Origin of the sequence: Pseudorhodoferax sp. (assembly GCF_047601025.1) — a bacterium.
In the GTDB taxonomy this organism is placed as follows: domain Bacteria; phylum Pseudomonadota; class Gammaproteobacteria; order Burkholderiales; family Burkholderiaceae_C; genus Pseudorhodoferax.
Genome location: NZ_JASGJZ010000001.1, coordinates 1896193 through 1916801 on the forward strand (window position 1 = coordinate 1896193; position 20609 = coordinate 1916801).

Consider the following 20609-nt stretch of genomic DNA (forward strand, 5'->3'; position numbering starts at 1 on the left):
CCGCCGCGCGTCGGGCCGGCGCGGCCGGCTCATGCCTGCTCGCGCCACAGCGCCATCGCCGCCAGGCGCACCGGCGCGTTCGGCGCGCCGTAGCCCTGGTAGCCGCCGCGGCGCTCGATCAGCTCGAAGTGGAAGCGCTCGTCGAACGGCGCCAGGTACAGCTGCAGCAGCTCGCCGCCGCCGGCCTCGCGGTCGTACAGGATGCCCAGCGACTGCAGCTCGGCCAGCAGCGCGTCGTCCAGGCCGAAGCGCGCCTGCAGGTCGTCGTAGTAGTTGGCCGGCACCGGCAGCAGCGGCGCGCCGCGCGCCTGCAACGCGCGCGCCGCGGCCACGAGGTCGGGCACCTGCACGGCGATCTGCTCGACGCCGGCGCCGTGGAACTGCGCCACGGCGCGCGCGGACGAGGTGTTGTCGCGCTCGGACACGGTGACGGACCAGCGCACGGCACGGTCCGCCGACTCCAGCTCGCGGCTGCGGATCACGCCGTAGGGGTCGTGCAGCACCACGCTGCGCTCGGCCGCGAGGCCCAGCACCGCGCGCTGGAACAGCAGCCAGGGCTCGACCTGCCCCGGCGGTACCACCGAGACCACGTGGTCGATGCGCGCGGCCGCGCCCAGCGGCGCCTCGGCCAGCGCCGCCTCGTCCAGCACGAAGTCGGCCTCGAACGGATGGCGGCCGTCCACGGGCGGCGCGCAGAAATACAGCAGGCTGCCGTCCGGCGCGCGCACGCCGGGCATGGTCAGCTCCTGCTGGCCGATGCGGCTGGCCACGCGCGGGCACAGCAGCGCCTCGGCGCGGGCCAGCGCGGCCGGCGCGTCGGGCGTGGCCAGCGCCAGCGCGCAGACCGAGGGGCCGTGCAGGTCGAAGTGGCTGCGCGCGGCGGAGTCGGCCTCCAGGTTCAGCACCAGGCGCAGCGCGCCCTGGCCGTACAGCGCCACGTCCTTGGAGCGGTGCCGGCCGATGCACGCGAAGCCGGTGCGCTGCAGCCAGTCCGCCAGCCGCGCGCCGGTGGCCGGATCGACCGCGAACTCGACGAAGCTCCAGCCCTGCAGCGGCGGCACCGCCGGCGGATCGAACAGCGGCACCTTGGCCACGGGCGGCGTGCCGCCGTGGTGGCGCACCTGCTCCTCCAGCCACAGCAGCGAGCGCATCGCGTCCACCGCGTTGGCGCGCGCCGGAGCCGAGCGGAACTCGTCGTTGAAGATCTCCAGCGACAGCGGCCCGGCGTAGCCGGCGTCGACCACGGCGCGCGTGAAGCCGGTCACGTCGAACTCGCCCTGGCCCGGGTAGCAGCGGTAGTGGCGGCTGTGCGTCAGCACGTCGGTGTTGACCCAGGGCGCGTCGGCCAGCTGCACGAAGAAGATCTTCTGGCCGGGCAGCTGCGCGATCGGCGCCGGGTCGTCGCGCACCGACAGCGTGTGGAAGCTGTCCAGCGCCAGGCCCAGGTGCGGGTGGTCCACGCGCCGCACCACCTCCCAGGCCTGGGCGAAGCGGTTCACCCTGGTGCCCCAGGCCAGCGCCTCGTAGGCCACGAACATGCCGCGCCGGCCGGCCAGCTCGGCGAGCCGCGCGAACTGCTCGGCCAGCGCGTCGGCGTCGCCCAGCGCGTCGGGCTGCACGCTGGAGCACACCAGCAGCATGGTCGTGCCCAGCTCGGCCATCAGGTCGAACTTGCGTTCGGCGCGCGCCAGGTTGCGCGCCAGCTGCGCCGGGTCGGCCGCGTCGAAGTCGCGGAACGGCTGGAACAGGTCGATCGAGAGGTTCAGGTCCTCGGCGATGCGCCGCACCTCGGCGGCGCTGCCGGGGAACTGCAGCAGGTCGTTCTCGAAGATCTCCACGCCGTCGAAGCGCGCGGCGGCGGCGGCCTGCAGCTTCTCGCGCAGCATGCCCGAGAGGCAGACGGTGGCGATGGCACGGCGCATCGGCGTTCAGCCCTGGCGGGCCCTGACGTGCGTCACGGCGGTGCGCAGGCCCAGCAGGTAGCTGTCCACGCCGAAGCCGGCGATCTGGCCCTGCGCGATCTCGGCGATCACCGAGTGGTGGCGGAACGCGTCGCGCGCGTGCACGTTGGACATGTGCACCTCGATGATCGGGCACTTCAGGATCGCCAGCGCGTCGCGGATGCCGTAGCTGTAGTGCGTCCAGGCGCCGGCGTTGATGACCACCGCGTCCACGCCCTCGGCGTGGGCGGCGTGGATGCGCTCGGCCATCGCGCCCTCGAAGTTGGTCTGGAAGCACTCGACCTCCACGCCCAACTCCTGGCCGAGCGCGACCAGCTGCGCGTCGATCTCCGCCAGCGTGGTGGTGCCGTACTGCTTGGGGTCGCGCTTGCCGAACATGTTCAGGTTGATGCCGTGCAGCGTCAGGATCTTCATGGTCTGTTCCTCGGGGTTCATGGAATCGCCACCGTCTGGCCGGTGGCGGCGGCGTGGGCGATGGCCTCGGTGACCATCAGGTTCTGCAGGCCGTCGCGCACGCTCACCAGCGGTTCGGCCTCGCCGCGGACGACGGCGGCGAAGTGTGCCATCTGGCGCTGGATCGGGTCCTCGCGCACCATGCCCACGGTGCCGGCCTCGAACGGCTTCCACCACGAGCGCGCATCCGGGCGCGGGTAGGTCTTCAGGCGCATGGTCGGCACGGACAGGCTGCCGTCGGTGCCGGCGACCACGTAGCAGTCCTCGTCGGCGTAGCTCGGGTAGGCCTTGTTCTCCTGGCTGGTCTGCTCCCAGCTGCGCGGGCAAGCCGCGGTGTCCGACAGCAGGAAGCTGCCCAGCGCGCCATTGGCGAAGCGCAGGCTGATCGACACCGTGTCCTCCACCGCGAAGCCGCGCACCGCCTGCGAGGCCATGGCCTGCACCGCGACGATGTCGCCACACAGCATGCGCAGGTTGTGCACCTCGTGGATCATGTTGATCAGGATCGGGCCGCCGCCGGGCTCCTTGCGCCAGGCGCCGGCGGCGAAGTAGCCGTCCGGCTTGTAGAAGGTGGCGCTGCCCATCACCGCGACCAGCCGGCCGAGCTGGCCGCTGTCCACCACCTGCCGGGCCTTGGCCATGATGGGGCTGTGGGCGCGGTGGTGGCCCACCAGCACGCGCGCGCCGGTGGCCTCCACGCGCGCCAGCAGCGCGCGGCCCTCGGCCACCGTGGTGGCGACCGGCTTTTCCACCAGCACCGGCACGCCGGCGTCGATGCACTGCAGCGCCTGCGGCACGTGCAGCGCGTTCGGCGTGGCCAGCACCAGGCCGTCGGGCCGGTCCCGGGCCAGCAGTTCCTCGACCGAGGCGTACAGCGGCACGCCGGCGCGCTGCGCGGCGGCCGCCGCCGGGGGCGAGGGGTCGGCGATGGCCGCGAGCGTGCAGCCGGGCTCGGCCTGGATCGCGGCGATGTGCGCCTGGCCGATCAGGCCGGCGCCGGCGACGGCGATGCGTGCCATCGGCTTACTTGCGCACCTTGGCCAGCTCGGCCTGCAGCTCGGCCACCACGTCCTGGCCCACCGTCACGGCGTGCTTGGCCGTCACCGGGCGCATCCGGTCGCGCAGCTTGGCCACTTCCGCCGGCGGCAGCTCGGTCACCTGCATGCCGTTCTTCTTCATGTTGTCCAGCGCGGCCGCCACCTGGTCGCGGGCCTGCTGGCGCTGGTAGGTCGTGGCCTCGGCGGCCGCGTCTGCGATGATCTTCTGCTGCGCCGGCTGCAGGCTGTCCCAGAACTTCTTGCTGATCAGCACCGACTGCGGGTTGTACTGGTGGTGGCTCAGCACCACGTGCTTCTGCACCTCGTAGAACTTGTTGGCGTTGATCACCGTGACCGGGTTCTCCTGCCCGTCGATGGCCTTTTGCTCCAGCGCGGCGTAGACCTCGGGGAAGGGCAGCGGCGTGGGGTTGGCGTCCACGGCCTTGACCCAGTCCACGTTGATCGGGTTCGGGATCACGCGCAGCTTCAGGCCGGCCAGGTCCTCGACCTTGTTGATCGGGCGCTTGCTGTTGGTGATGTCGCGGAAGCCCAGCTCGAAATAGGCCAGGCCGATCAGGCCCTTGTCCTTCAGCCGCTCGTGCAGCTTCTTGCCGAACGGGCCGTCGACGATGGCCTCGACCTCGGTGGCGTTGGCGAACATGAACGGGAAGTCGTAGATCGCGAACTCCTTGACCTGGCTGGCCAGGATGCCGGAATTCATCGACGCCATCTCCAGCGTGCCGCCCTGGATCGCCGAGACGTTGGCCTGGTCGCTGCCCAGCGTGCCGCCGGGGAACAGGTTGACCTTGAGCTTGCCGCCGGACCTGGCCTTCACGATCTCGGCGAACTTCTCCATGCCCAGCGTGATGGGATGGCCCTTGGGGTTCTGCGTGGCGAACTTGATCGTGCGCGTGTCCTGCGCCTGCGCGGCGCCGAACGCGGCCAGCACGGCGGCGGCCGCCAGGGTCTTGAGCATCAGTCGTTTCATACGGGTCTCCAGTGAGGAATGGGGGAATCAGCCGGCGATCCAGCGCGCCGGCACGGTCACGATCTCGGGGAACAGGACCATCAGGAACATCAGCAGGAACTGGGCGATCATGAACGGCCACACGCCCTTGGTGACCTGGTCCATGCTGATCCGGCCGACGCCGGCCACGGTGTTGAGCACCGTGCCCACCGGCGGCGTGATCAGGCCGATCGCGTTGTTCATGATGAACAGCACGCCGAAGTACACCGGGTCGATGCCGGCGGCCTTGACGATGGGCATCAGCACCGGCGTCAGGATCAGGATCGTGGGCGTCATGTCCATGGCCGTGCCGACCACCATCACCAGCACCATGATCGCGGCCATCAGCAGGCGCGGGTCGTCCATCAGCGGCTCCAGCAGGCCGACGATCTGGTCGGGCAGCTGCGCCACCGTGATCAGCCAGGCGCTGACCATGGCCGCCGCCACCAGGAACATGATCACCGCCGTGGTCTTGCCCGCCGCCAGGAACAGTCCGGGCAGCTGCCGCAGCCGCAGCTCGCCGTAGACCAGCACCGAGATCGCCAGCGCGTAGACCGCCGCCACGACCGCGGCCTCGGTCGGCGTGAACACGCCGAACTTCAGGCCCACGACGACGATGACCGGCAGGCCCAGCGCGAACAGCGCGTCCTTCAGCGCCGCGAAGACCTCGGCGCCGCTGCGCTTGGGCTGCGGCGTGACCTGCTCGCGCCGGCTCAGCCACCACCAGGTGAAGCACAGCGCCACGCCCAGTAGCACGCCGGGCACGATGCCGGCCAGGAACAGCTTGGAGATCGACACGTTGGCCGCCACGCCGAAGATCACGAAGCCGATGGACGGCGGGATCACCGGCGCGATGATGCTGGCCGCCGACAGCAGGCCGGCCGAACGCGCCTTGTCGTGGCCGGCCGCCACCATCATCGGCAGCAGCAGCGCCGACAGCGCGGCCGCGTCGGCCACGGCCGAGCCGGACAGCGCGGCCATCATCACGGCGGCGCTGATGGCGACGTAGCCCAGGCCGCCACGGATGTGGCCGACCAGCGTCATCGCGAACTGCACGATGCGCCGCGACAGGCCGCCGGCGTTCATGATTTCGCCGGCCAGCATGAAGAACGGCACGGCCAGCAGCGGGAAGCTGTTGGCGCCCTCGATCAGGTTCTGCGCCAGGATCTGCGCGTCGAACATGTCCAGGTGCCACATCAGCGCGACGCCGGAGGCCAGCAGCGCGAACGAGATCGGCACGCCGATGGCCATGGCGGCCAGCAGCGAGCCCACGAAGATGGTGATGGTCATGGGGTGTCTCCTCCTCAGCCGTGCGGCTGGTCTTCGTTCTCGCGGATGCCCACCAGCTCGTCGTCGCCGAGCCGGCCCGTCAGCAGGCGCACCAGGTGCAGCAGCAGCACCGGCGCGGCCAGGATCGAGAACACCATGCCGCTGGCGTAGAAGTAGCCCATGGAGGTCTCCATCACGGCGCTGGTGGAGTCCCAGTTGATCTTCACCTGCTCCCAGGCGCCGTCGAAGATCAGCCAGCAGATGAAGCACATCAGCAGCAGGCTCAGCAGCAGGCACAGCTTCTGGCCCGCGCGCGGCAGCCGCGAGATCAGCGTGTCCGTGCCCAGGTGCGCGCGGTCGTTCAGCGCGACCACCGCGCCCAGGAAGGTCATCCAGACGAACAGCCAGCGCGACAGCTCCTCGGACAGCGTGATGCCCGAGTTGAAGGCGTAGCGCATGACGACGTTGCCGAACACCATGACGACCATCAGCGCCAGGCTGGCGACCATCAGCCAGCCCAGCAGGCGGCAATAGCCGTGGATCAGTTTCTGTATCACGACGGGGTCTCCTCCAGGAACGTGGAATGTACTAACCAGTTAGTTTTGTCGTATCTGGTGTTTTCCCCTAGGCCTGCACGAAGCGCAGCACGGTCTCGACGATGGAGGCGCGCCGCGCCACGGCCACGGCCGGGTCGGCGTAGTCGCGCTTGAAGATCAGGCCGAAGGTGTGGCGGTTGGCCACGTTGAAGAAGGTCAGCGCCGAGATCGTGGCGTGCAGGTCGACCGGGTCCACGCCGGGGCGGAACACGCCGGCGGCCACGCCGCGCGCGTACAGCTTCTCGATGGTCGCGATCACCGGCACGTTGAGCTGCTGGATGCTCTGGCTCTGCGCCATGTAGTGGCCGCGCTGCATGTTCTCGGCCATCACCACGCGGACGTAGGGCTCGCTGCGCAGGTGGTGGTCGAAGGTGAATTCCACCAGCCGGCGCAGCGCCTGCGCCGGCGGCAGGCCGTCGAGCTGCAGCTCGGCCTCGGTCTCGCGCATGGCCCGGTAGCTGGCTTCGAGCACCGCCAGGTACAGGCCCTCCTTGCTGCCGAAGTAGTAGTAGATCATGCGCTTGGAGGCCTGCGTGGCGGCCGCGATCTCGTCGATGCGCGCGCCGTCCAGGCCCTTCTCGGCGAACTCCTTCAGCGCCACGTCCAGGATGTCGGCCATGGTGCGCTCCGGGTCGTTCGTGCGCGTCGTCTCCTTGCCCGTGCGACGGGCCCCCGCAGGCGGGCGGCGCCGGGAATGTACCGTCTGGTTCATTCGGCCAGTATAGGCAGCCGCCCCTGCCGCCGCGATGGCGCGCGGTGCGCCGCGTCAGTAGTCGGCGCGTCCGCCGGACAGGTCGAAGGTGAAGCCGGTCGTGAAGCTGCAGGCCGGGCTGGCGGCGAACGCCACGGTCTCCGCGATCTCGGCCACGCGCACGAAGCGGCCCATCGGGATCTTGGCGCGCGTGGCGGCGATGTGCTCGGGCGTCATCTCGCGCAGCAGGTCGGTCTCGGCCATCACTGGCGCCACGCAGTTGGCCAGCACGCCGCTGTCCAGCAGTTCGCGCGCCAGCGACTTGGTGAAGCCGATCACGCCGTGCTTGGCCGCCGCGTAGGCGGCGATGCCGGGCACGCCTTCCTTGCCGGCGATCGAGGCGACGTTGACGATGCGGCCGTAGCCGGCGGCGCGCATGGCCGGCACGACGGCGCGGCAGCCGTGGAACACGCCGCCGAGGTTGACCGCCAGCACCCGTGCCCAGTCGTCCAGCGGATAGTCCCAGACCGGCGCGACCGGGCCGTTGATGCCGGCGTTGTTGACCAGGATGTCGACGCGGCCGAAGCGCGCCATGACTTCGGCCTGCGCCCAGGCGGCGGCGGCCGCGTCGGTCACGTCGACCACCATCGGCCAGGCGCCGGCCAGGCCGTCGTCGGCCGTGGGCGCGGCCGCGAAGCTGCGGTCCCACAGCACCAGGCGGCAGCCGGCCGCCGCCAGGCGCCGCGCGATGCCCCGGCCGATGCCGCGGGCCGCCCCGGTGACGATGGCCACCTGGCCTGCCAGGGTGGGCGGGGGCGCGGCGTTCACAGCAGGGCTCCCTGGCGCAGCAGCGCCTGGCGCACGGCTGCGGCCGCCGGCGGCGGCCCGCTGGCGTGCAGCGCGGCCGAGACGCCGGCCGCCTGGCCGGTCGCGAAGGCCGTGCCCATGACCCGGATCGAGCCGTAGGTCTGGGCATCGGCGCCGATCACGCGGCCGGCCAGGCGCAGGTTCGGCACGCCCCGGGCCAGCAGCGCGGCGTGCCCGATGTCGAAGTGCCCGCCGCCGCCGATCGGCGTGAAGCGCACGCGGCCCGGGGCCTCGTGCACCTCCATCGGCCAGCAGCCGCGGGCGATGCCGTCCTCCGGCCGCAGGCGTCCGGCGGCGGCATCGTCCGCCGTCACGTCGTCCACCGCGCGTGGCCGGCGCGATTCGCGCACGCCCAGCTGCGGGCCGGTGGCGGCCAGGTAGGCCTGCGCGCAGCCGGGCAACTGGCGCAGCAGCTGCACGAAGTCCCAGGCCAGCGCGCGCGACCGGGTCTCCGCGCGCGTGAGGTCGCCGGCGGACACGCCGTCGGTCGCGATGTCGACGACCATGGTCCACAGGTCGCCGGACAGCGGCAGGCGCGCGAGCACGCCGCCGTCGGGGCGCGTCAGGCCGGCCGCCGCGCCGCGGCGCTGGTTGTAGTCGGCGATCAGCGCGCCCAGGCGGGCGCGGTCGATCGCGGTGCCGGCCGGGATGCCGCCGATGCGGATCGGCAGCGAGGCCGGCTGCGCATGGGCGCCGGTGCCGGCATCCATGCCCATGGCCACGCCGGCCAGCCGGGCCAGGTCGGCCTCGCCGCTGGCATCGACGAAGGCGTGCGCGCGGATCCGGTGCAGGCCCTGGTGGTCGCCCAGCGTCAGCTGCGCCAGCCGGCCGTCCTCGCAGTGGGCCTGCACCAGCAGGCTGTGCAGCCGCAGGTGCACGCCGGCGCCGAGGGCGAGGCGGTCGAATGCCAGCTTGACCGCCTCGGTGTCCAGCATCACGATCCAGTTGCCGCTGCGCGCGCGCAGCGGCGTGGTGTCCATGCCCAGGCTGCGCAGGCCGGCCAGCAGTTCCTCGCCGATGCCGGCGACGGCCGGCTCGGGCCCTGCGGTGCCTTGCTTGTAGAAGCCGCAGTACGACAGCACCTGGGCGTTGCTGGCGGCGCCGCCCAGGAAGCCGTAGCGCTCGACCAGCAGCGTGCGCGCGCCGCAGCGCGCCGCGGCGGCGGCCGCGGCCAGCCCGCCGGCGCCGCCGCCGACGACGGCGACGTCGAAATGCGCGTCCGCCACGCTCAGCCCTCGATCCGGATGCCGCGTTCGGCCACGATGCGGCCGTACAGCGCCGCGTCGGCGGCGATGCGCTGGCGCAGGTCCTCGGCCGGCCCGCCCTCGGCCATCCAGCCCTGGGCGAACAGCTTGCGCCGGATGTCCTCGGACTGCAGCACCTCCCGCACCGCGCTGCCGAAGCGCTCCAGGACCGGCGGCGCCGTGCGGGCGGGCGCCATCACCGCGTTCCAGGTGTCCAGGCGCAGGTCCGGCACGCCGTGCTCGGCCAGCGCGGGCACTCCGGTCGCCAGCGGGCTCGGGCCGCTGGAGGTCAGTGCGACGGCCTGGATGCGGCCGGCTTGCACCTGGGTCATGGCGTTGCCGATCGGCAGCAGCGCCATCTGGATGTCGCCGCCGATGATGGCGGTCAGCACGGCCGGCGCGCCGCCGAACGGCACGTGCACGGCCGCGATGCCGGTCTTCTCCTTCAGCAGCTCCATCGACAGGTGGCCGTTGCTGCCGACGCCGGGCGAGCCGTAGCTCCAGCGGCTGCCGGCCTCGCGCGCGGTGGCCAGGAAGCCGCGCACGCCGTCGAACGCGATCTTCGGCGAGGTCACGAGCATCAGCGGCGAACTGCCGATGACCGAGATCGGGGCGAGCTCGTCGGTCTTGAAATCGAGCCGGGGGTACAGCGCCGGGGCGCTGGTCAGCACCGCGGCGCCGACCACGCCGAAGGTGTGCTGGTCGGCCGCCTTGGCCAGCTGGCCGGCGGCGATGTTGCCGCTGGCGCCGGCGCGGTTCTCGACGATGAAGGGCTGGCCGAAGCGCGCGGCCAGCGGCTCGGCCAGCAGGCGCGCCAGCAGGTCGGGCGAGGTGCCGGCGGAGAAGCCGACCAGCAGCCGCACCGGCTTGTCGGGCCAGGGGCCCTGGGCTCGCGCGGGCGGCCAGGCGCCGGCGAGCGCGGCGGCGCCGGCGGCAGCCAGCAGCGTGCGGCGTGGCACGGCATGGAACGGACGGGGCATGCGAAGTCTCCTGGGTGCTCGGGTCGGCGCGATTCTTGGGGCGCGGCCGGCGCGCTGCCAAACGAAACTTCGTCAAGGCGCCATGAGCGAATCTTGTGGCCCCGACCGGGCGGACTGCACCAGCAGCGCGCGGAACGCGGCCACGTGGCGCGGCAGCGGCATGCGCGGCGGGGCGTCCAGCACCACCAGCACGTCGCCCAGCGGCGCGAAGCCGTCGCGCGGGCGCAGTTCGCGCAGGCCGGCGGTGATGTTGCGGCGCCGGCAGACGCCGATCGCCAGGCCCTGCCGCACGGCCGCCTCCAGCGCCGCCGTGTTTCCCGTCTCGTAGGCCGGATGCCAGGGGCGCCCGCTCTCCTGCAGGCGGGCCGTGGCCATGCGGCGCAGCACGCCGCCCTGGATGCCGAGCGCCACCGGCAGCGGCACGCGCCGGTGCGGGGAATGCCGCGTGGCGGTGATCCAGACCACCGTGTCGCGCTGCAGCACGACGCCGCCGACCGCGGCGTCGTGCGGATAGATGCTCACCAGCAGGTCCAGGTCGGCGCCCAGCCGCTCGCGCGCCAGGTGCGTGACGCCGGTCTCGACCTCGATCCGCACCCCCGGGTGCTCCGCCCGGAAGGCCGCGATCAGCGGCGGCAGCACCACGGTGGCGAACTGGTCCAGCGCGCCGATGCGGATGCGCCCGCTCAGCGTGTCCGGCTGCAGCGCGGCCATGGCCTCGGCATGCAGGCGCAGCAGCTCGTGCGCATAGCGCTGCAGCGTGCACCCGGCGTCGGTCACCGCCAGTCCGCTGCGGGTGCGGTGCAGCAGCTGCACGCCGGCCACCGTTTCCAGGCGCTTGATCTGCAGGCTCACGGCCGACTGCGTGCGGTCCAGGCTGCGCGCCGCGGCGGTGAAGCTGCCGCTGTCGAGCACGCACAGGAAGACCTTGAGCAGCTCCAGTTCGAGCACCGGGTCGCGCAGGCCCAGCGCCTGGGCGCGGGCCCGCAGCCGCTGATCGGCGCTGGCGGATGGCGCGGCGCTGGCCATGGCTCAGAAACTGTGCCTGGATCGACCGCGCCCACGACGGGGAGCGCCGGGCCCCGGGCGCAGGCCGCCGCACTGGCTGGCGCCAGGGCGAGGACCGCAACGCCCGCAGGGGAGGCGCGCCCCGGCCCGAAGGGCAAGGCCCCGGGCACGGCGCTGGCGATGCGCGTGGACGCTCATCGGGGGCCTCGCGTGGGCGTGCGGGATGCGTTCACGGCTTTTCAGTCCGGCAGCCGGCGGACCTTGACGCTCCTGCCCTTGACTCGGCCGGCGTCCAGCCGGCGGACGGTCTCGTCGGCGATCTCGCGCGCCACCGCCACGTAGGTCGAGAATTCGTTGACGTCGATCCTGCCGACCTGCTCGCGCGTCAGGCCGGCCTCGCCAGCCAGCGCGCCCAGCACGTCGCCGGCGCGGATCTTCTGCTTGCGCCCGCCGGCGATCTGCAGCGTGGCCATCGGCGGCGGGGCCGGTGGCTGGCCGTCGCCGCGCAGGCTGGCCAGCGGCGTGAACTGCACCGGTTGCCCGCGGGCTTGCTCGATGCGGCCCACGCGGCCCATCTCGTCCATGCTGGCGAGGTTCAGTGCCAGGCCGCTCTCGCCGGCGCGGCCGGTGCGGCCGATGCGGTGCACGTGCACCTCGGGGTCGGGCGTCACGTCCACGTTGACCACGGCCGCCAGGCGCGCGATGTCCAGCCCGCGCGCGGCCACGTCGGTGGCCACCAGCACGTTGGCGCTGCGGTTGGCGAAGCGCACCAGCACCTGGTCGCGCTCGACCTGCTCCAGCTCGCCGGACAGCGCCAGCGCCGCGAAGCCGTGGCCGCGCAGCACGGCCACCAGGTCGCGGCACTGCTGCTTGGTGTTGCAGAAGGCCAGCGCGTTGTCGGGCCGGTGGTGCTGCAGCAGGCGCACCACGGCGTCCAGGCGCGTGGCCTCGTCGACCTCGTACCAGTGCTCGGCGATGGCGGCGCGGTCGCGCTGCGGCGCGACGCGGATCTGCAGCGGCGAGCGCAGGAACTGCTGCGCCAGCTTGCCGATGCCCTCCGGGTACGTGGCCGAGAACAGCAGCGTCTGGCGCTCGGCCGGGCAGTGGCGGGCCACGGCCGCCATGTCGTCGGCGAAGCCCATGTCCAGCATGCGGTCGGCCTCGTCCAGCACCAGCGCGCGCAGGCCCTGCAGGTCGAGATGGCCGCGCTGCAGGTGGTCCAGCACGCGGCCCGGCGTGCCGACCACGATGTGGGCGCCGTGCTGCAGGCTCTGGGTCTGGCCGCGCAGCGGCACGCCGCCGCACAGGGTGACGGTCTTGACGTTGTCCTGCCCGCGCGCCAGGCGCCGCAGCTCCTGCGCCACCTGGTCGGCCAGTTCGCGCGTGGGGCACAGCACCAGCGCCTGCGTGCCGAGAAAGCGCGGGTTCAGCCAGGCCAGCAGGGCCAGGCCGAAGGCGGCGGTCTTGCCGCTGCCGGTCTCGGCCTGCACGATCAGGTCGCGGCCGGCCAGCGCCGGCGGCAGGCTGGCGGCCTGCACGGGCGTCATCTGCGCATAGCCGAGCTGGGACAGGTTGGCGAGGGTGGTGGCGGCCAGCGGCAGGCGGGCGAACGCGAGGTCCGCGCAATTCGATTCGGGCATGCGCCATTCTCGGTGCAGCCCGCGCCGGGCAGCGGCCCCGGACCGGGGCGCGGGCGGGTGCATCGGCCCGCCTCGTAGAATCCGGGCCACCATGCGTTCGCGGGCCCTTGCCTTGTTTCTCGCCGTCGTCATGGCCTGGATGGGCTTTTCCGCCCAGGAGCAGGCCGCCGAGATCAGCTCCGCCACGCTGACCGGGCAGATGCCGGACCAGCCGCCGGACGCGCGCGCCAGCGGCGGTAGCGGTGGCGGCGGCTCGCTGGACGATCACCACCTGGACAACCTTCCCTTCCAGCTGCTGGCCGACCTGGTCGGCCTGCTGGGCCCCGGCGACGTGCCGGCCGCGCCCGGCGCAGGCGTGCGCCCGCAGCCCCTGCCGCCGCCCGGCTGGCTGGCGCCGGATCTCGATGCGCTGCATCGGCCGCCCATCGCCCGCGCCTGAGTTCCCGCGCGTGCGCTCCCGGCAGGGAGGCCGCCGCTCCGCCGGTCCGCGCCGCTGCGCGCGCGCCGGCCCTTCTTCTTCCCTCTCGTCTTACCCATCGGGTGTTTTGTGGAAATACTGATCCTGCTGGCGTTGATCATCCTCAACGGCCTGTTCGCGATGTCGGAGATCGCGCTCGTCACCGCGCGCCGCGCGCGGCTGCAGAAACTCATCGACGAAGGCGACACCGCCGCCGCGGCAGCCGTCAAGCTCGGCGAGGACCCGACGCGCTTTCTCTCGACGATCCAGATCGGCATCACCTCGATCGGCGTGCTGAACGGCATCGTCGGCGAGGCCGCGCTGGCTGCGCCGCTGGCCGCGTGGCTGGCCCGCGTCGGCGTGCCGGCCGCCTCCAGCGGCATCGTCGCGACCGCCCTGGTCGTGGTGCTGATCACCTACTGCTCCATCGTCGCCGGCGAGCTGGTGCCCAAGCGCCTGGGCCAGACGCACCCGGAGACGCTGGCGCGCCTGGTGGCGCGGCCGATCGACTGGCTGGCGATCGCGACCAAGCCCTTCGTGCGGCTGCTGACCGTGTCCACGCAAGCGCTGCTGCGCCTGCTGGGCGTGAAGGACGGCAACCCCAACCCGATCACGGCCGAGGAGATCCACGCCATGCTGGCCGAGGGCACGACGGCCGGCGTGATCGAGACGCACGAGCACGACATGGTGCGCAACGTGTTCCGGCTGGACGACCGGCAGATCGTCTCGCTGATGGTGCCGCGCAGCGACGTGGTGACGCTGGACGTGGACGTGCCGTTCGCGGAGAACCTGCAGCGCATCGACCAGAGCGACCACGCGCGCTTTCCGGTGGTGCGCGGCGGGCTGGACAACGTGCTGGGCATCCTGAACGCGCGGCAGTGGCTGTCGCGCGCGCTGCGCGAGGAGCGCGACGACCTGCCGCTGGACCTGCTGACGCAGCCGCTGTACGTGCCCGAGACGCTGACCGGCATGGAGCTGCTGGACAACTTCCGCTCCAGCGACATGCAGATGGCCTTCGTGATCGACGAGTACGGCGAGGTGCAGGGCATCGTCACCCTGCGCGACCTGATCGAGGCCATCACCGGCGAGTTCCAGCCGCGCGATCCGCAGGATTCCTGGGCCGTGCAGCGCGGGGATGGCAGCTGGCTGCTGGACGGCCACATCCCGGTGCCCGAGCTGAAGGACCGGCTGGGCCTGGCCACCGTGCCGGAGGAGGAGCGCGGCCGCTACCACACGCTGGCCGGCATGCTGATGCTGCTGTCCGGCCGGCTGCCGCGCGTGGCCGACACCGCCGAATGGGAGGGCTGGCGCCTGGAGATCGTCGACATGGACGGCAAGACCATCGACAAGGTGCTGGCCCAGCGCCTGCCGCCGGACGCCGAGCCCGACGGCAGCGAGGACACCCACGCCTGAAGCGGCCGCCCGCCGCCGGCCCCGCCGCGGGAGCGGAGCGCCGGGCTCAGAAATCCATCAGGCTCAGGCCCAGCATGAACACGGTCTTGCGCACGTTGTAGTCGATCAGGCTGTCGCCGTAGCCGTGGAACAACTGGGTGTGCAGGCGCAGGCCGCTGCGCAGCCAGCCGCCCTCGCCCTGCGGGCCCAGCGCGTGCATCCACTCCAGCCGGGCCGAGCCCTTGCCGTTGGCGTTGATCAGCGGGTGGCGCAGCGTCAGCAGCAGGTTGTCGCGGTTGGACAGCGTCCAGCTGCCGGTCAGCTCGGCGCGGCCGATGTGCTCGACGATGTCGGGGTTGTCGTCGCTGTCGGCGCTCTCGTGGATGCGCTTCCAGACGCGGCCGGTCAGGCGGAAGCGGCCGTCCTTGCTCTCCATGCCGCCCATCAGGTAGACGCGGTTCCAGCTGCGCGACAGCGGCAGGCTCTGGCCGTTGGACTGGTGCACCAGCCCCAGGCCGCTGTAGCGCACCCGCCAGCTGCCCAGGTCCAGCGTGGAGGGGTAGACGTAGATCAGCTCGGGCTCGTGGTCGGTGGCGCGGAACGGGCGCGACAGCTGCGGCGTGAACACCTGCCAGAACGACTGCTGCGAGTAGCCGAGCCACAGCGAGTCCACCGCGCCGCCCTCGCGCGGCGTCAGCAGGCCTTGCGCGATCTTGGTCCGCACCGACAGCTGGATGCGCGCCTCGGAGCGGCGGTAGCCGTCCACGTCGGTGGACTGGTTGTCCGGGTTCGGCGTGCCGGGCGTGCGGTTGACGTTGCTGGACTGGGCCATCGACAGCGTGACCGGGTGGTAGCCGCGCAGGCTGAACACGCCGCAGTCGGTGCCGGACTCCAGCTCCCAGATGCGCGACAGCACCGAGAAGCGCGTGTCGTGGCAGCGCGGCACCACCGGCGCCTCGGGCGCGGCCAGCGGGGCCGCCGGGCCGCTGGCCACGGCCGTGGTGGCGGTGTCGCCGGTGCTGGCCGGCCGGTTGGTGGTGATGCCGGCGCCGGGCTCGCTGGCGGCGGCCTGGGCGTTGATGGCCGCGGCCTCGGCCTGCTGCTGGCGCGCCCACTGGTCGTAGCAGCGCAGGCGGTCGGCGTCGCTGCCGGTCTGGGCGGCGCAGGTCTGCCAGCTCGGCACCGGGCCGGTCTGTGCCGGCGCGGCGCCGGGCGCGCCCAGGATCAGCCCCAGCGCGGCCAGCGGCCCGAGGCGGAGCAGGGAAGGTGAGCCGGGCATGGAAGGTCCTCGTGGGGTGTGGTTGAACGGAGGGCGGGGCGTATCACTGCCAGCCGCCCTGGCGGCGCAGCACGAAGCCGCGCTCGGCGCCGGTGTCGGCATCGGTCCAGCGGCCGCGGATCTCCTTGCCGCAGCTGTCGGGCACGACCTCGCCCAGCCAGGTGGCCGAGATGCGCCGGCCGTCGCGCGACTCCTCCAGCGTCAGGTCGCCCTCGTGCACGTCGCCGGCCAGCAACGCGCTGATGCCGTCGCGCTCGACCCGGCCGTGCACGCTGTCGGAGAGTTCGGGGTGGCGCTCCAGCTGCAGCACGGCGCCGGTCGTGCCCTCGGCGGCGTTGGTCCAGCGGGCGCGCCACTGGCCGTAGAGGTGGACGGCGCGCAGTTCGTCCGGCGCGGGGCAGGCGGACGGCGCTTCCTGGGCCGGCACGCCGGCCTGCGCCGACAGCAGCACGGCCGCCGCGGCCAGGCGCCGGAACGCGGGGGGCAGGAGGGGCCGGCTCATGGCGCCCTCATGCCGCGGCGGGGCTGCTGCCCGCGGCCTTCTTCGCGAACTCGGCGCGCAGCGCGCGCAGCTTCTCGCGCGGGTCTTCCTTGGCGGTGGCCTGGTCCAGGCCCATCTCGGCGATGAAGCGGCTGGGCTGCGCCGGCACCAGCTCGCGGCCCCGCTTGCGCTTGCGCGTCCAGCTGACGGCCAGCGTGCGCTGTGCGCGCGTGATGCCCACGTACATCAGCCGGCGCTCCTCCTGCAGGCGCTGCGCCACGTCGTCACTCACCTTCTGCTGACGGCCGCCGTCGTCGTCCAGCTTGAACGGCAGCATGCCCTCGTTGACGCCGACCAGCATCACGTGCGGCCACTCCAGGCCCTTGGCCGCGTGCAGCGTGGATAGCACGACCAGGTCCTGGTCCTGCTCGCGCTCGCTGATCGTGGACAGCAGCGAGACGGTCTGCGCGACCTCCAGCAGCGACTTGACCTCGCTCTGCGTGGCGACGCCCGCCGCATCGTCCACCTGCCCGCCGCAGCGGCCCGACATCCAGTCCACGAAGTCCATCACGTTGGACCAGCGCGCCGCGGCGGCCTGCTCGCTCTCCTCGTGGTCGTACAGGTGCTGCTCGTAGCCGATCTCCTGCAGCCACTCCAGCATGAAGCCGCGCGCGGCCTCGGCCCCCAGCGTCTGGCGCGCGCGGTATTCCAGGTCGTTCACGTAGCGGCCGAACTCGGTCAGCCCCTCGTGGGCGCGGCGCGGCAGCAGGCTGGCCAGCGAGCCGGAGAACAGCGATGCGAACAGCGACAGCTTGTACTGCGTCGCGTACTGCCCCAGCTGCGCCAGCGTCTGGTGGCCGATGCCGCGCTTGGGCGTGGTCACCGCGCGCAGGAAGGCCGGGTCGTCGTCGTTGTTGACCCACAGCCGGAACCAGGCGCACAGGTCGCGGATCTCGGCGCGGTCGAAGAAGCTGGTGCCACCCGAGACCTTGTACGGGATCTGCGCCTTGCGCAGGGCCTTCTCGAACGGCTTGGCCTGGTGGTTGGCGCGGTACAGCACCGCGAAGTGGCGGAACTCCTGGTGCGCCGAGTTGGCCCGCAGCGACTGGATGCGCGCGACCACGCGCTCGGCCTCGTGCTCCTCGCTGTCGGCGTCGACGATGCGCACCGGCTCGCCCTCGCCCAGCTCGGAGAACAGCGTCTTGGGGAACAGCTTGGGGTTGGGCCCGATCACGTTGTTGGCCGCGCGCAGGATGGCGCTGGTGGAGCGGTAGTTCTGCTCCAGCTTGACGACCTTGAGCTGCGGGTAGTCGACCGGCAGGCGCTTCAGGTTGTCCAGCGTCGCGCCGCGCCAGCCGTAGATCGACTGGTCGTCGTCGCCCACCGCCGTGAAGCGCGCGCGCTCGCCGACCAGCAGCTTCAGCACCTCGTACTGCGTGGCGTTGGTGTCCTGGTACTCGTCGACCAGCACGTGGCCCAGCACGCGCTGCCACTTCTCGCGCACCTCGGCATGGTCGCGCAGCAGCCGCAGCGGCAGGCCGATCAGGTCGTCGAAGTCCACGCTCTGGTAGGCGGTGAGCCGCTCCTCGTAGCGCGCCATGATGCGCGCGGTGATGCGCTCGCTGTCGTCGGCTGCCTGCGCCTCGGCCTCGCGCGCCGACAGGCCCATGTTCTTCCACTTGCTGATGGTCCACTGCCACTGGCGCGCGGTGGCCGCGTCGGTGGTGCCGCCGGCGTCCTTCAGGATGCCGGTCACGTCGTCGGCGTCGAGGATGCTGAACTGCGGCTTCAGGCCCACGCGGTGCCCGTCCTCGCGCACCATGCGCACGCCCAGCGCGTGGAAGGTGCAGATCGCCACCTCCTTGGCCGGCTTGCCGACCAGGCCTCTGGCGCGCTCGCGCATCTCGGCCGCGGCCTTGTTCGTGAAGGTGATGGCGGCGATGCGCCTGGGCTCCAGCCCGGCCTGGATCAGCCGCGCGATCTTGGCGGTGATCACCCGCGTCTTGCCCGAGCCCGCCCCGGCCAGCACCAGGCAGGGCCCGTGCATGTAGTTGACGGCTTCCTGTTGGGCGACGTTCAGACCAGCGGACATGGGAAAGGCGGGGAAGCGCTGCGGCTCGCGAGCCGGCTCGGCGCGGGCGCCGGATCATACCGGCGCAGCGCGGGGAGCGAGGGATCGGGGTCATGGCGCCAGGGCCATGCCCTGGCCGCCGCGCGGCAGTGCCAGGGGCCGCGCCGCCTGCACGGCCAGGGCGGCTGCCGTGATCTCGCCCAGCCGGCGCAGCCCGGCCTGCAGTTCGTCCGACCAGGGCCAGCCGCAGTTGATGCGCAGGAAATGGTCGCAGCGCCGCGTGTCGGAGAACAGCGGCCCCGGTGCGACCAGGATGTGCTCGCGCAGCGCCGCATCGAACACCGCCATCGCGGGCAACTGCTCCGGCAGTTCCACCCACAGCTGCAGCCCGCCCGGCGGCAGGTTGATGCGCGTGCCGCGGGGAAAGTGCCGGGCGATGGCGTCGGCCGTGCGTTCGCGCTGCACGCGCAGCTTTTCGCGCAGCTGGCGCAGGTGGCGGTCGTAGGCGCCGGTGGCCATGAAGCTGCCCGCCGCCCATTGCCCCAGTTCCTCGTTGCAGCGCGACTGCGCGTACTTGAGCATCTCCACGCGCGCGTGCCAGCGCCCGGCATGGATCCAGCCCAGCCGCAGGCCCGGCGCCAGCACCTTGTGCAGCGAGGCGCAGTGGATCACGCTGCCGCTGCGGTCGAAGGACTTCAGCGCGCGGGGTGGGGCGGGCGCATCCAGCAGCTCGCTGTAGGTGTCGTCCTCGATCAGCGCGATGGCGTGCGACGCGCAGAGCGCGACCAGGCGGGCTTTGTGCGTGTCGGGCATCACGCTGCCCAGCGGGTTCTGCAGGTGCGGGACCACGACCACGGCCTTGATGTCGCCATACGCGGCGATCGCCAGTTCCAGCGCCTCGATCGACAGCCCGGTGCGCGGGCTGGTCGGGATCTCCAGCGCCCGCATGCCCAGGCTTTCCAGCACCTGCAGCAGGCCGTAGAAGGTGGGCGACTCCACGGCCACCGTGTCGCCGGGCTGCGCCACTGCGCGCAGGGCGAGGTTCAGCGCCTCGATGCAGCCCTGCGTGGGCAGCACGTCGGCGGGCGCCAGCGCCATGCCGATGCGCACGGCACGCTGGGCCGCGGCCTCGCGCAGCGGCGTGCTGCCGCGCGAGGACGACGGCTGGGCCAGCATCTGCGGCCGCTGCCGCAGCGCGCACACCATGGCCGCCCGCAGCGCGTCACCGGGATACAGGGCCGGCGCGCCGCGCGCGACCGACAGGTCCAGCCGGACCTCGCTGTAGCGTTGCCGGGTGACGAAGTCGGAGACCTTCTGGTGGATACCGACGAACTGCGCCGGTTCGGGCGCGCGGCCGGGCTCCGGCTCGTCCATCGGGCTGGTCCGTAGCCGGTGCGGACGCCGCACGAGGTAGCCCGAGCGATCGCGTGCCTCGGCCCAGCCCTCGCTCTCCAGCGTGCGGCAGACCTGCAGCGCCGTCGACAGGCTCACGCCATGCAGCTGCATCAGCTTGCGCAGGGAGGGCAGGCGGTCGCCGGTCTGCAAGGAGCCGGCGCGGATGGCCTGCAGGTAGTGGTCGGCCAGTTGGCGATAGCGGGGCGGCGGGGGCATGGCGCGATGGTGCATCCGGCGGCGCCGGGGGAACAGATGCAGTTGCGGCCGCGCGGACCATAACAGAGGGCCTGCGGCACCGTCTGCTGCGGTGCCGAAAGGCGGCCCGTGTGCCTGTCGGCGCGCGGGCCGGCTGCCTACGATTTCCCGCATCCCGCCGTGCTCCGGAGATGCCCATGATGTCCCAGTCCTTCCCTTCCGATGTCGCGCTGGCGTGCGGCGAGGTCCTGCACCTGTCCGTCGATGCCGGCGCCGTGCTGCTGGCGGCCGACGGCGCCGTCCGCGTCGAGGAGGCGCCGCGCTGGCTGGCCGAGCGCATGGTGCCCGTGCGCGGCGTGCTGGCCCAGGGGCAGGCGCATGTGGTCGAACGGGCCGGCTGGGTGCGGGTGCAGGCGGCCGGTTCCGGTGCCGCGCGCGTGCGCTGTCTGCCGGGGGCCGAGCCCTGGTATCGCGCGCTGCGTCTGCGGCTCGGCCGCTGGCGTTGGCGGGGCCCGCGCGCCATCGGCTGACTGCGCCTGCGCAGGCGGCTGCCGATGCCGGTGCGCCGGGCGCCGGGCCGCATGCCGGCG

At 72.7% G+C, this 20609-nt stretch carries 19 protein-coding genes; 3 read left to right on the top strand and 16 right to left on the bottom strand.

From position 1 onward, the window contains the following. Positions 1 to 29: 29 nt before the first annotated feature. From QM782_RS08930 to dbpA, 12 genes are all read right to left on the bottom strand, one after another. Positions 30 to 1922 (bottom strand): bifunctional sugar phosphate isomerase/epimerase/4-hydroxyphenylpyruvate dioxygenase family protein, encoded by a 1893-nt coding sequence (locus QM782_RS08930; protein WP_415202562.1) that lies wholly within the window; start codon positions 1920 to 1922, stop codon positions 30 to 32. A 6-nt stretch (positions 1923 to 1928) separates the two neighbouring features. After that, on the bottom strand, positions 1929 to 2375 hold the full coding sequence (gene aroQ / locus QM782_RS08935) for a type II 3-dehydroquinate dehydratase (protein ID WP_415202563.1): 447 nt from the start codon (positions 2373 to 2375) through the stop codon (positions 1929 to 1931). A 17-nt stretch (positions 2376 to 2392) separates the two neighbouring features. Then, positions 2393 to 3433, bottom strand: a complete 1041-nt coding sequence (locus QM782_RS08940; RefSeq protein ID WP_415202564.1) for a Gfo/Idh/MocA family protein — start codon at positions 3431 to 3433, stop codon at positions 2393 to 2395. A gap of 4 nt (positions 3434 to 3437) precedes the next feature. Then, positions 3438 to 4439 carry a TRAP transporter substrate-binding protein gene (locus QM782_RS08945; protein WP_415202565.1) on the bottom strand — a complete coding sequence of 334 codons (1002 nt, stop codon included), beginning with the start codon at positions 4437 to 4439 and terminating at the stop codon, positions 3438 to 3440. 27 nt (positions 4440 to 4466) lie between these two features. Further along, positions 4467 to 5747, bottom strand: a complete 1281-nt coding sequence (locus QM782_RS08950; protein ID WP_415202566.1) for a TRAP transporter large permease — start codon at positions 5745 to 5747, stop codon at positions 4467 to 4469. 14 nt (positions 5748 to 5761) lie between these two features. Continuing rightward, on the bottom strand, positions 5762 to 6283 hold the full coding sequence (locus QM782_RS08955) for a TRAP transporter small permease (protein ID WP_415202567.1): 522 nt from the start codon (positions 6281 to 6283) through the stop codon (positions 5762 to 5764). A gap of 67 nt (positions 6284 to 6350) precedes the next feature. Continuing rightward, on the bottom strand, positions 6351 to 7034 hold the full coding sequence (locus QM782_RS08960) for a TetR/AcrR family transcriptional regulator (RefSeq protein WP_415202568.1): 684 nt from the start codon (positions 7032 to 7034) through the stop codon (positions 6351 to 6353). Between the two features lie 54 nt (positions 7035 to 7088). Continuing rightward, a complete protein-coding gene (locus tag QM782_RS08965; RefSeq protein ID WP_415202569.1) occupies positions 7089 to 7841 on the bottom strand; it encodes an SDR family NAD(P)-dependent oxidoreductase in 753 nt (250 codons plus the stop codon). Further along, complete coding sequence (locus QM782_RS08970; RefSeq protein WP_415202570.1) at positions 7838 to 9106, bottom strand: FAD-dependent oxidoreductase; 1269 nt, start codon at positions 9104 to 9106, stop codon at positions 7838 to 7840. Before QM782_RS08970 ends, QM782_RS08965 begins: the two co-directional genes overlap by 4 nt. 2 nt (positions 9107 to 9108) lie before the next feature. After that, complete coding sequence (locus tag QM782_RS08975; RefSeq protein WP_415202571.1) at positions 9109 to 10104, bottom strand: Bug family tripartite tricarboxylate transporter substrate binding protein; 996 nt, start codon at positions 10102 to 10104, stop codon at positions 9109 to 9111. Between the two features lie 72 nt (positions 10105 to 10176). Continuing rightward, entirely contained in the window at positions 10177 to 11130 is a 954-nt protein-coding gene (locus QM782_RS08980) for a LysR family transcriptional regulator (RefSeq protein WP_415202572.1), read from the bottom strand. A 218-nt stretch (positions 11131 to 11348) separates the two neighbouring features. After that, positions 11349 to 12749 carry an ATP-dependent RNA helicase DbpA gene (gene dbpA / locus QM782_RS08985; protein WP_415202573.1) on the bottom strand — a complete coding sequence of 467 codons (1401 nt, stop codon included), beginning with the start codon at positions 12747 to 12749 and terminating at the stop codon, positions 11349 to 11351. 91 nt (positions 12750 to 12840) lie between these two features. Here dbpA and QM782_RS08990 point away from each other — a divergent pair, with 91 nt between their 5' ends. Together QM782_RS08990 and QM782_RS08995 are read left to right on the top strand one after the other, a co-directional pair. Continuing rightward, positions 12841 to 13188, top strand: a complete 348-nt coding sequence (locus QM782_RS08990; RefSeq protein WP_415202574.1) for a hypothetical protein — start codon at positions 12841 to 12843, stop codon at positions 13186 to 13188. Positions 13189 to 13296: 108 nt separating this feature from the next. Next, positions 13297 to 14619, top strand: coding sequence for a hemolysin family protein (locus tag QM782_RS08995; RefSeq protein ID WP_415202575.1), 1323 nt, complete (start codon positions 13297 to 13299; stop codon positions 14617 to 14619). Between the two features lie 46 nt (positions 14620 to 14665). Here the strand turns inward: QM782_RS08995 and QM782_RS09000 are convergent, their stop codons facing one another. The 4 genes from QM782_RS09000 to QM782_RS09015 form a co-directional block, all read right to left on the bottom strand. Beyond that, positions 14666 to 15877 carry a phospholipase A gene (locus QM782_RS09000; protein WP_415202576.1) on the bottom strand — a complete coding sequence of 404 codons (1212 nt, stop codon included), beginning with the start codon at positions 15875 to 15877 and terminating at the stop codon, positions 14666 to 14668. 43 nt (positions 15878 to 15920) lie between these two features. After that, positions 15921 to 16379 carry a hypothetical protein gene (locus QM782_RS09005; protein WP_415202577.1) on the bottom strand — a complete coding sequence of 153 codons (459 nt, stop codon included), beginning with the start codon at positions 16377 to 16379 and terminating at the stop codon, positions 15921 to 15923. A 7-nt stretch (positions 16380 to 16386) separates the two neighbouring features. Beyond that, positions 16387 to 18450: an ATP-dependent helicase gene (locus QM782_RS09010; RefSeq protein ID WP_415202578.1), complete on the bottom strand. Its 2064-nt coding sequence runs from the start codon at positions 18448 to 18450 to the stop codon at positions 16387 to 16389. Between the two features lie 90 nt (positions 18451 to 18540). Further along, positions 18541 to 20040, bottom strand: coding sequence for a PLP-dependent aminotransferase family protein (locus QM782_RS09015; protein WP_415202579.1), 1500 nt, complete (start codon positions 20038 to 20040; stop codon positions 18541 to 18543). 176 nt (positions 20041 to 20216) lie between these two features. Here QM782_RS09015 and QM782_RS09020 point away from each other — a divergent pair, with 176 nt between their 5' ends. Next, entirely contained in the window at positions 20217 to 20549 is a 333-nt protein-coding gene (locus QM782_RS09020; RefSeq protein ID WP_415202580.1) for a hypothetical protein, read from the top strand. Positions 20550 to 20609: the final 60 nt, after the last annotated feature.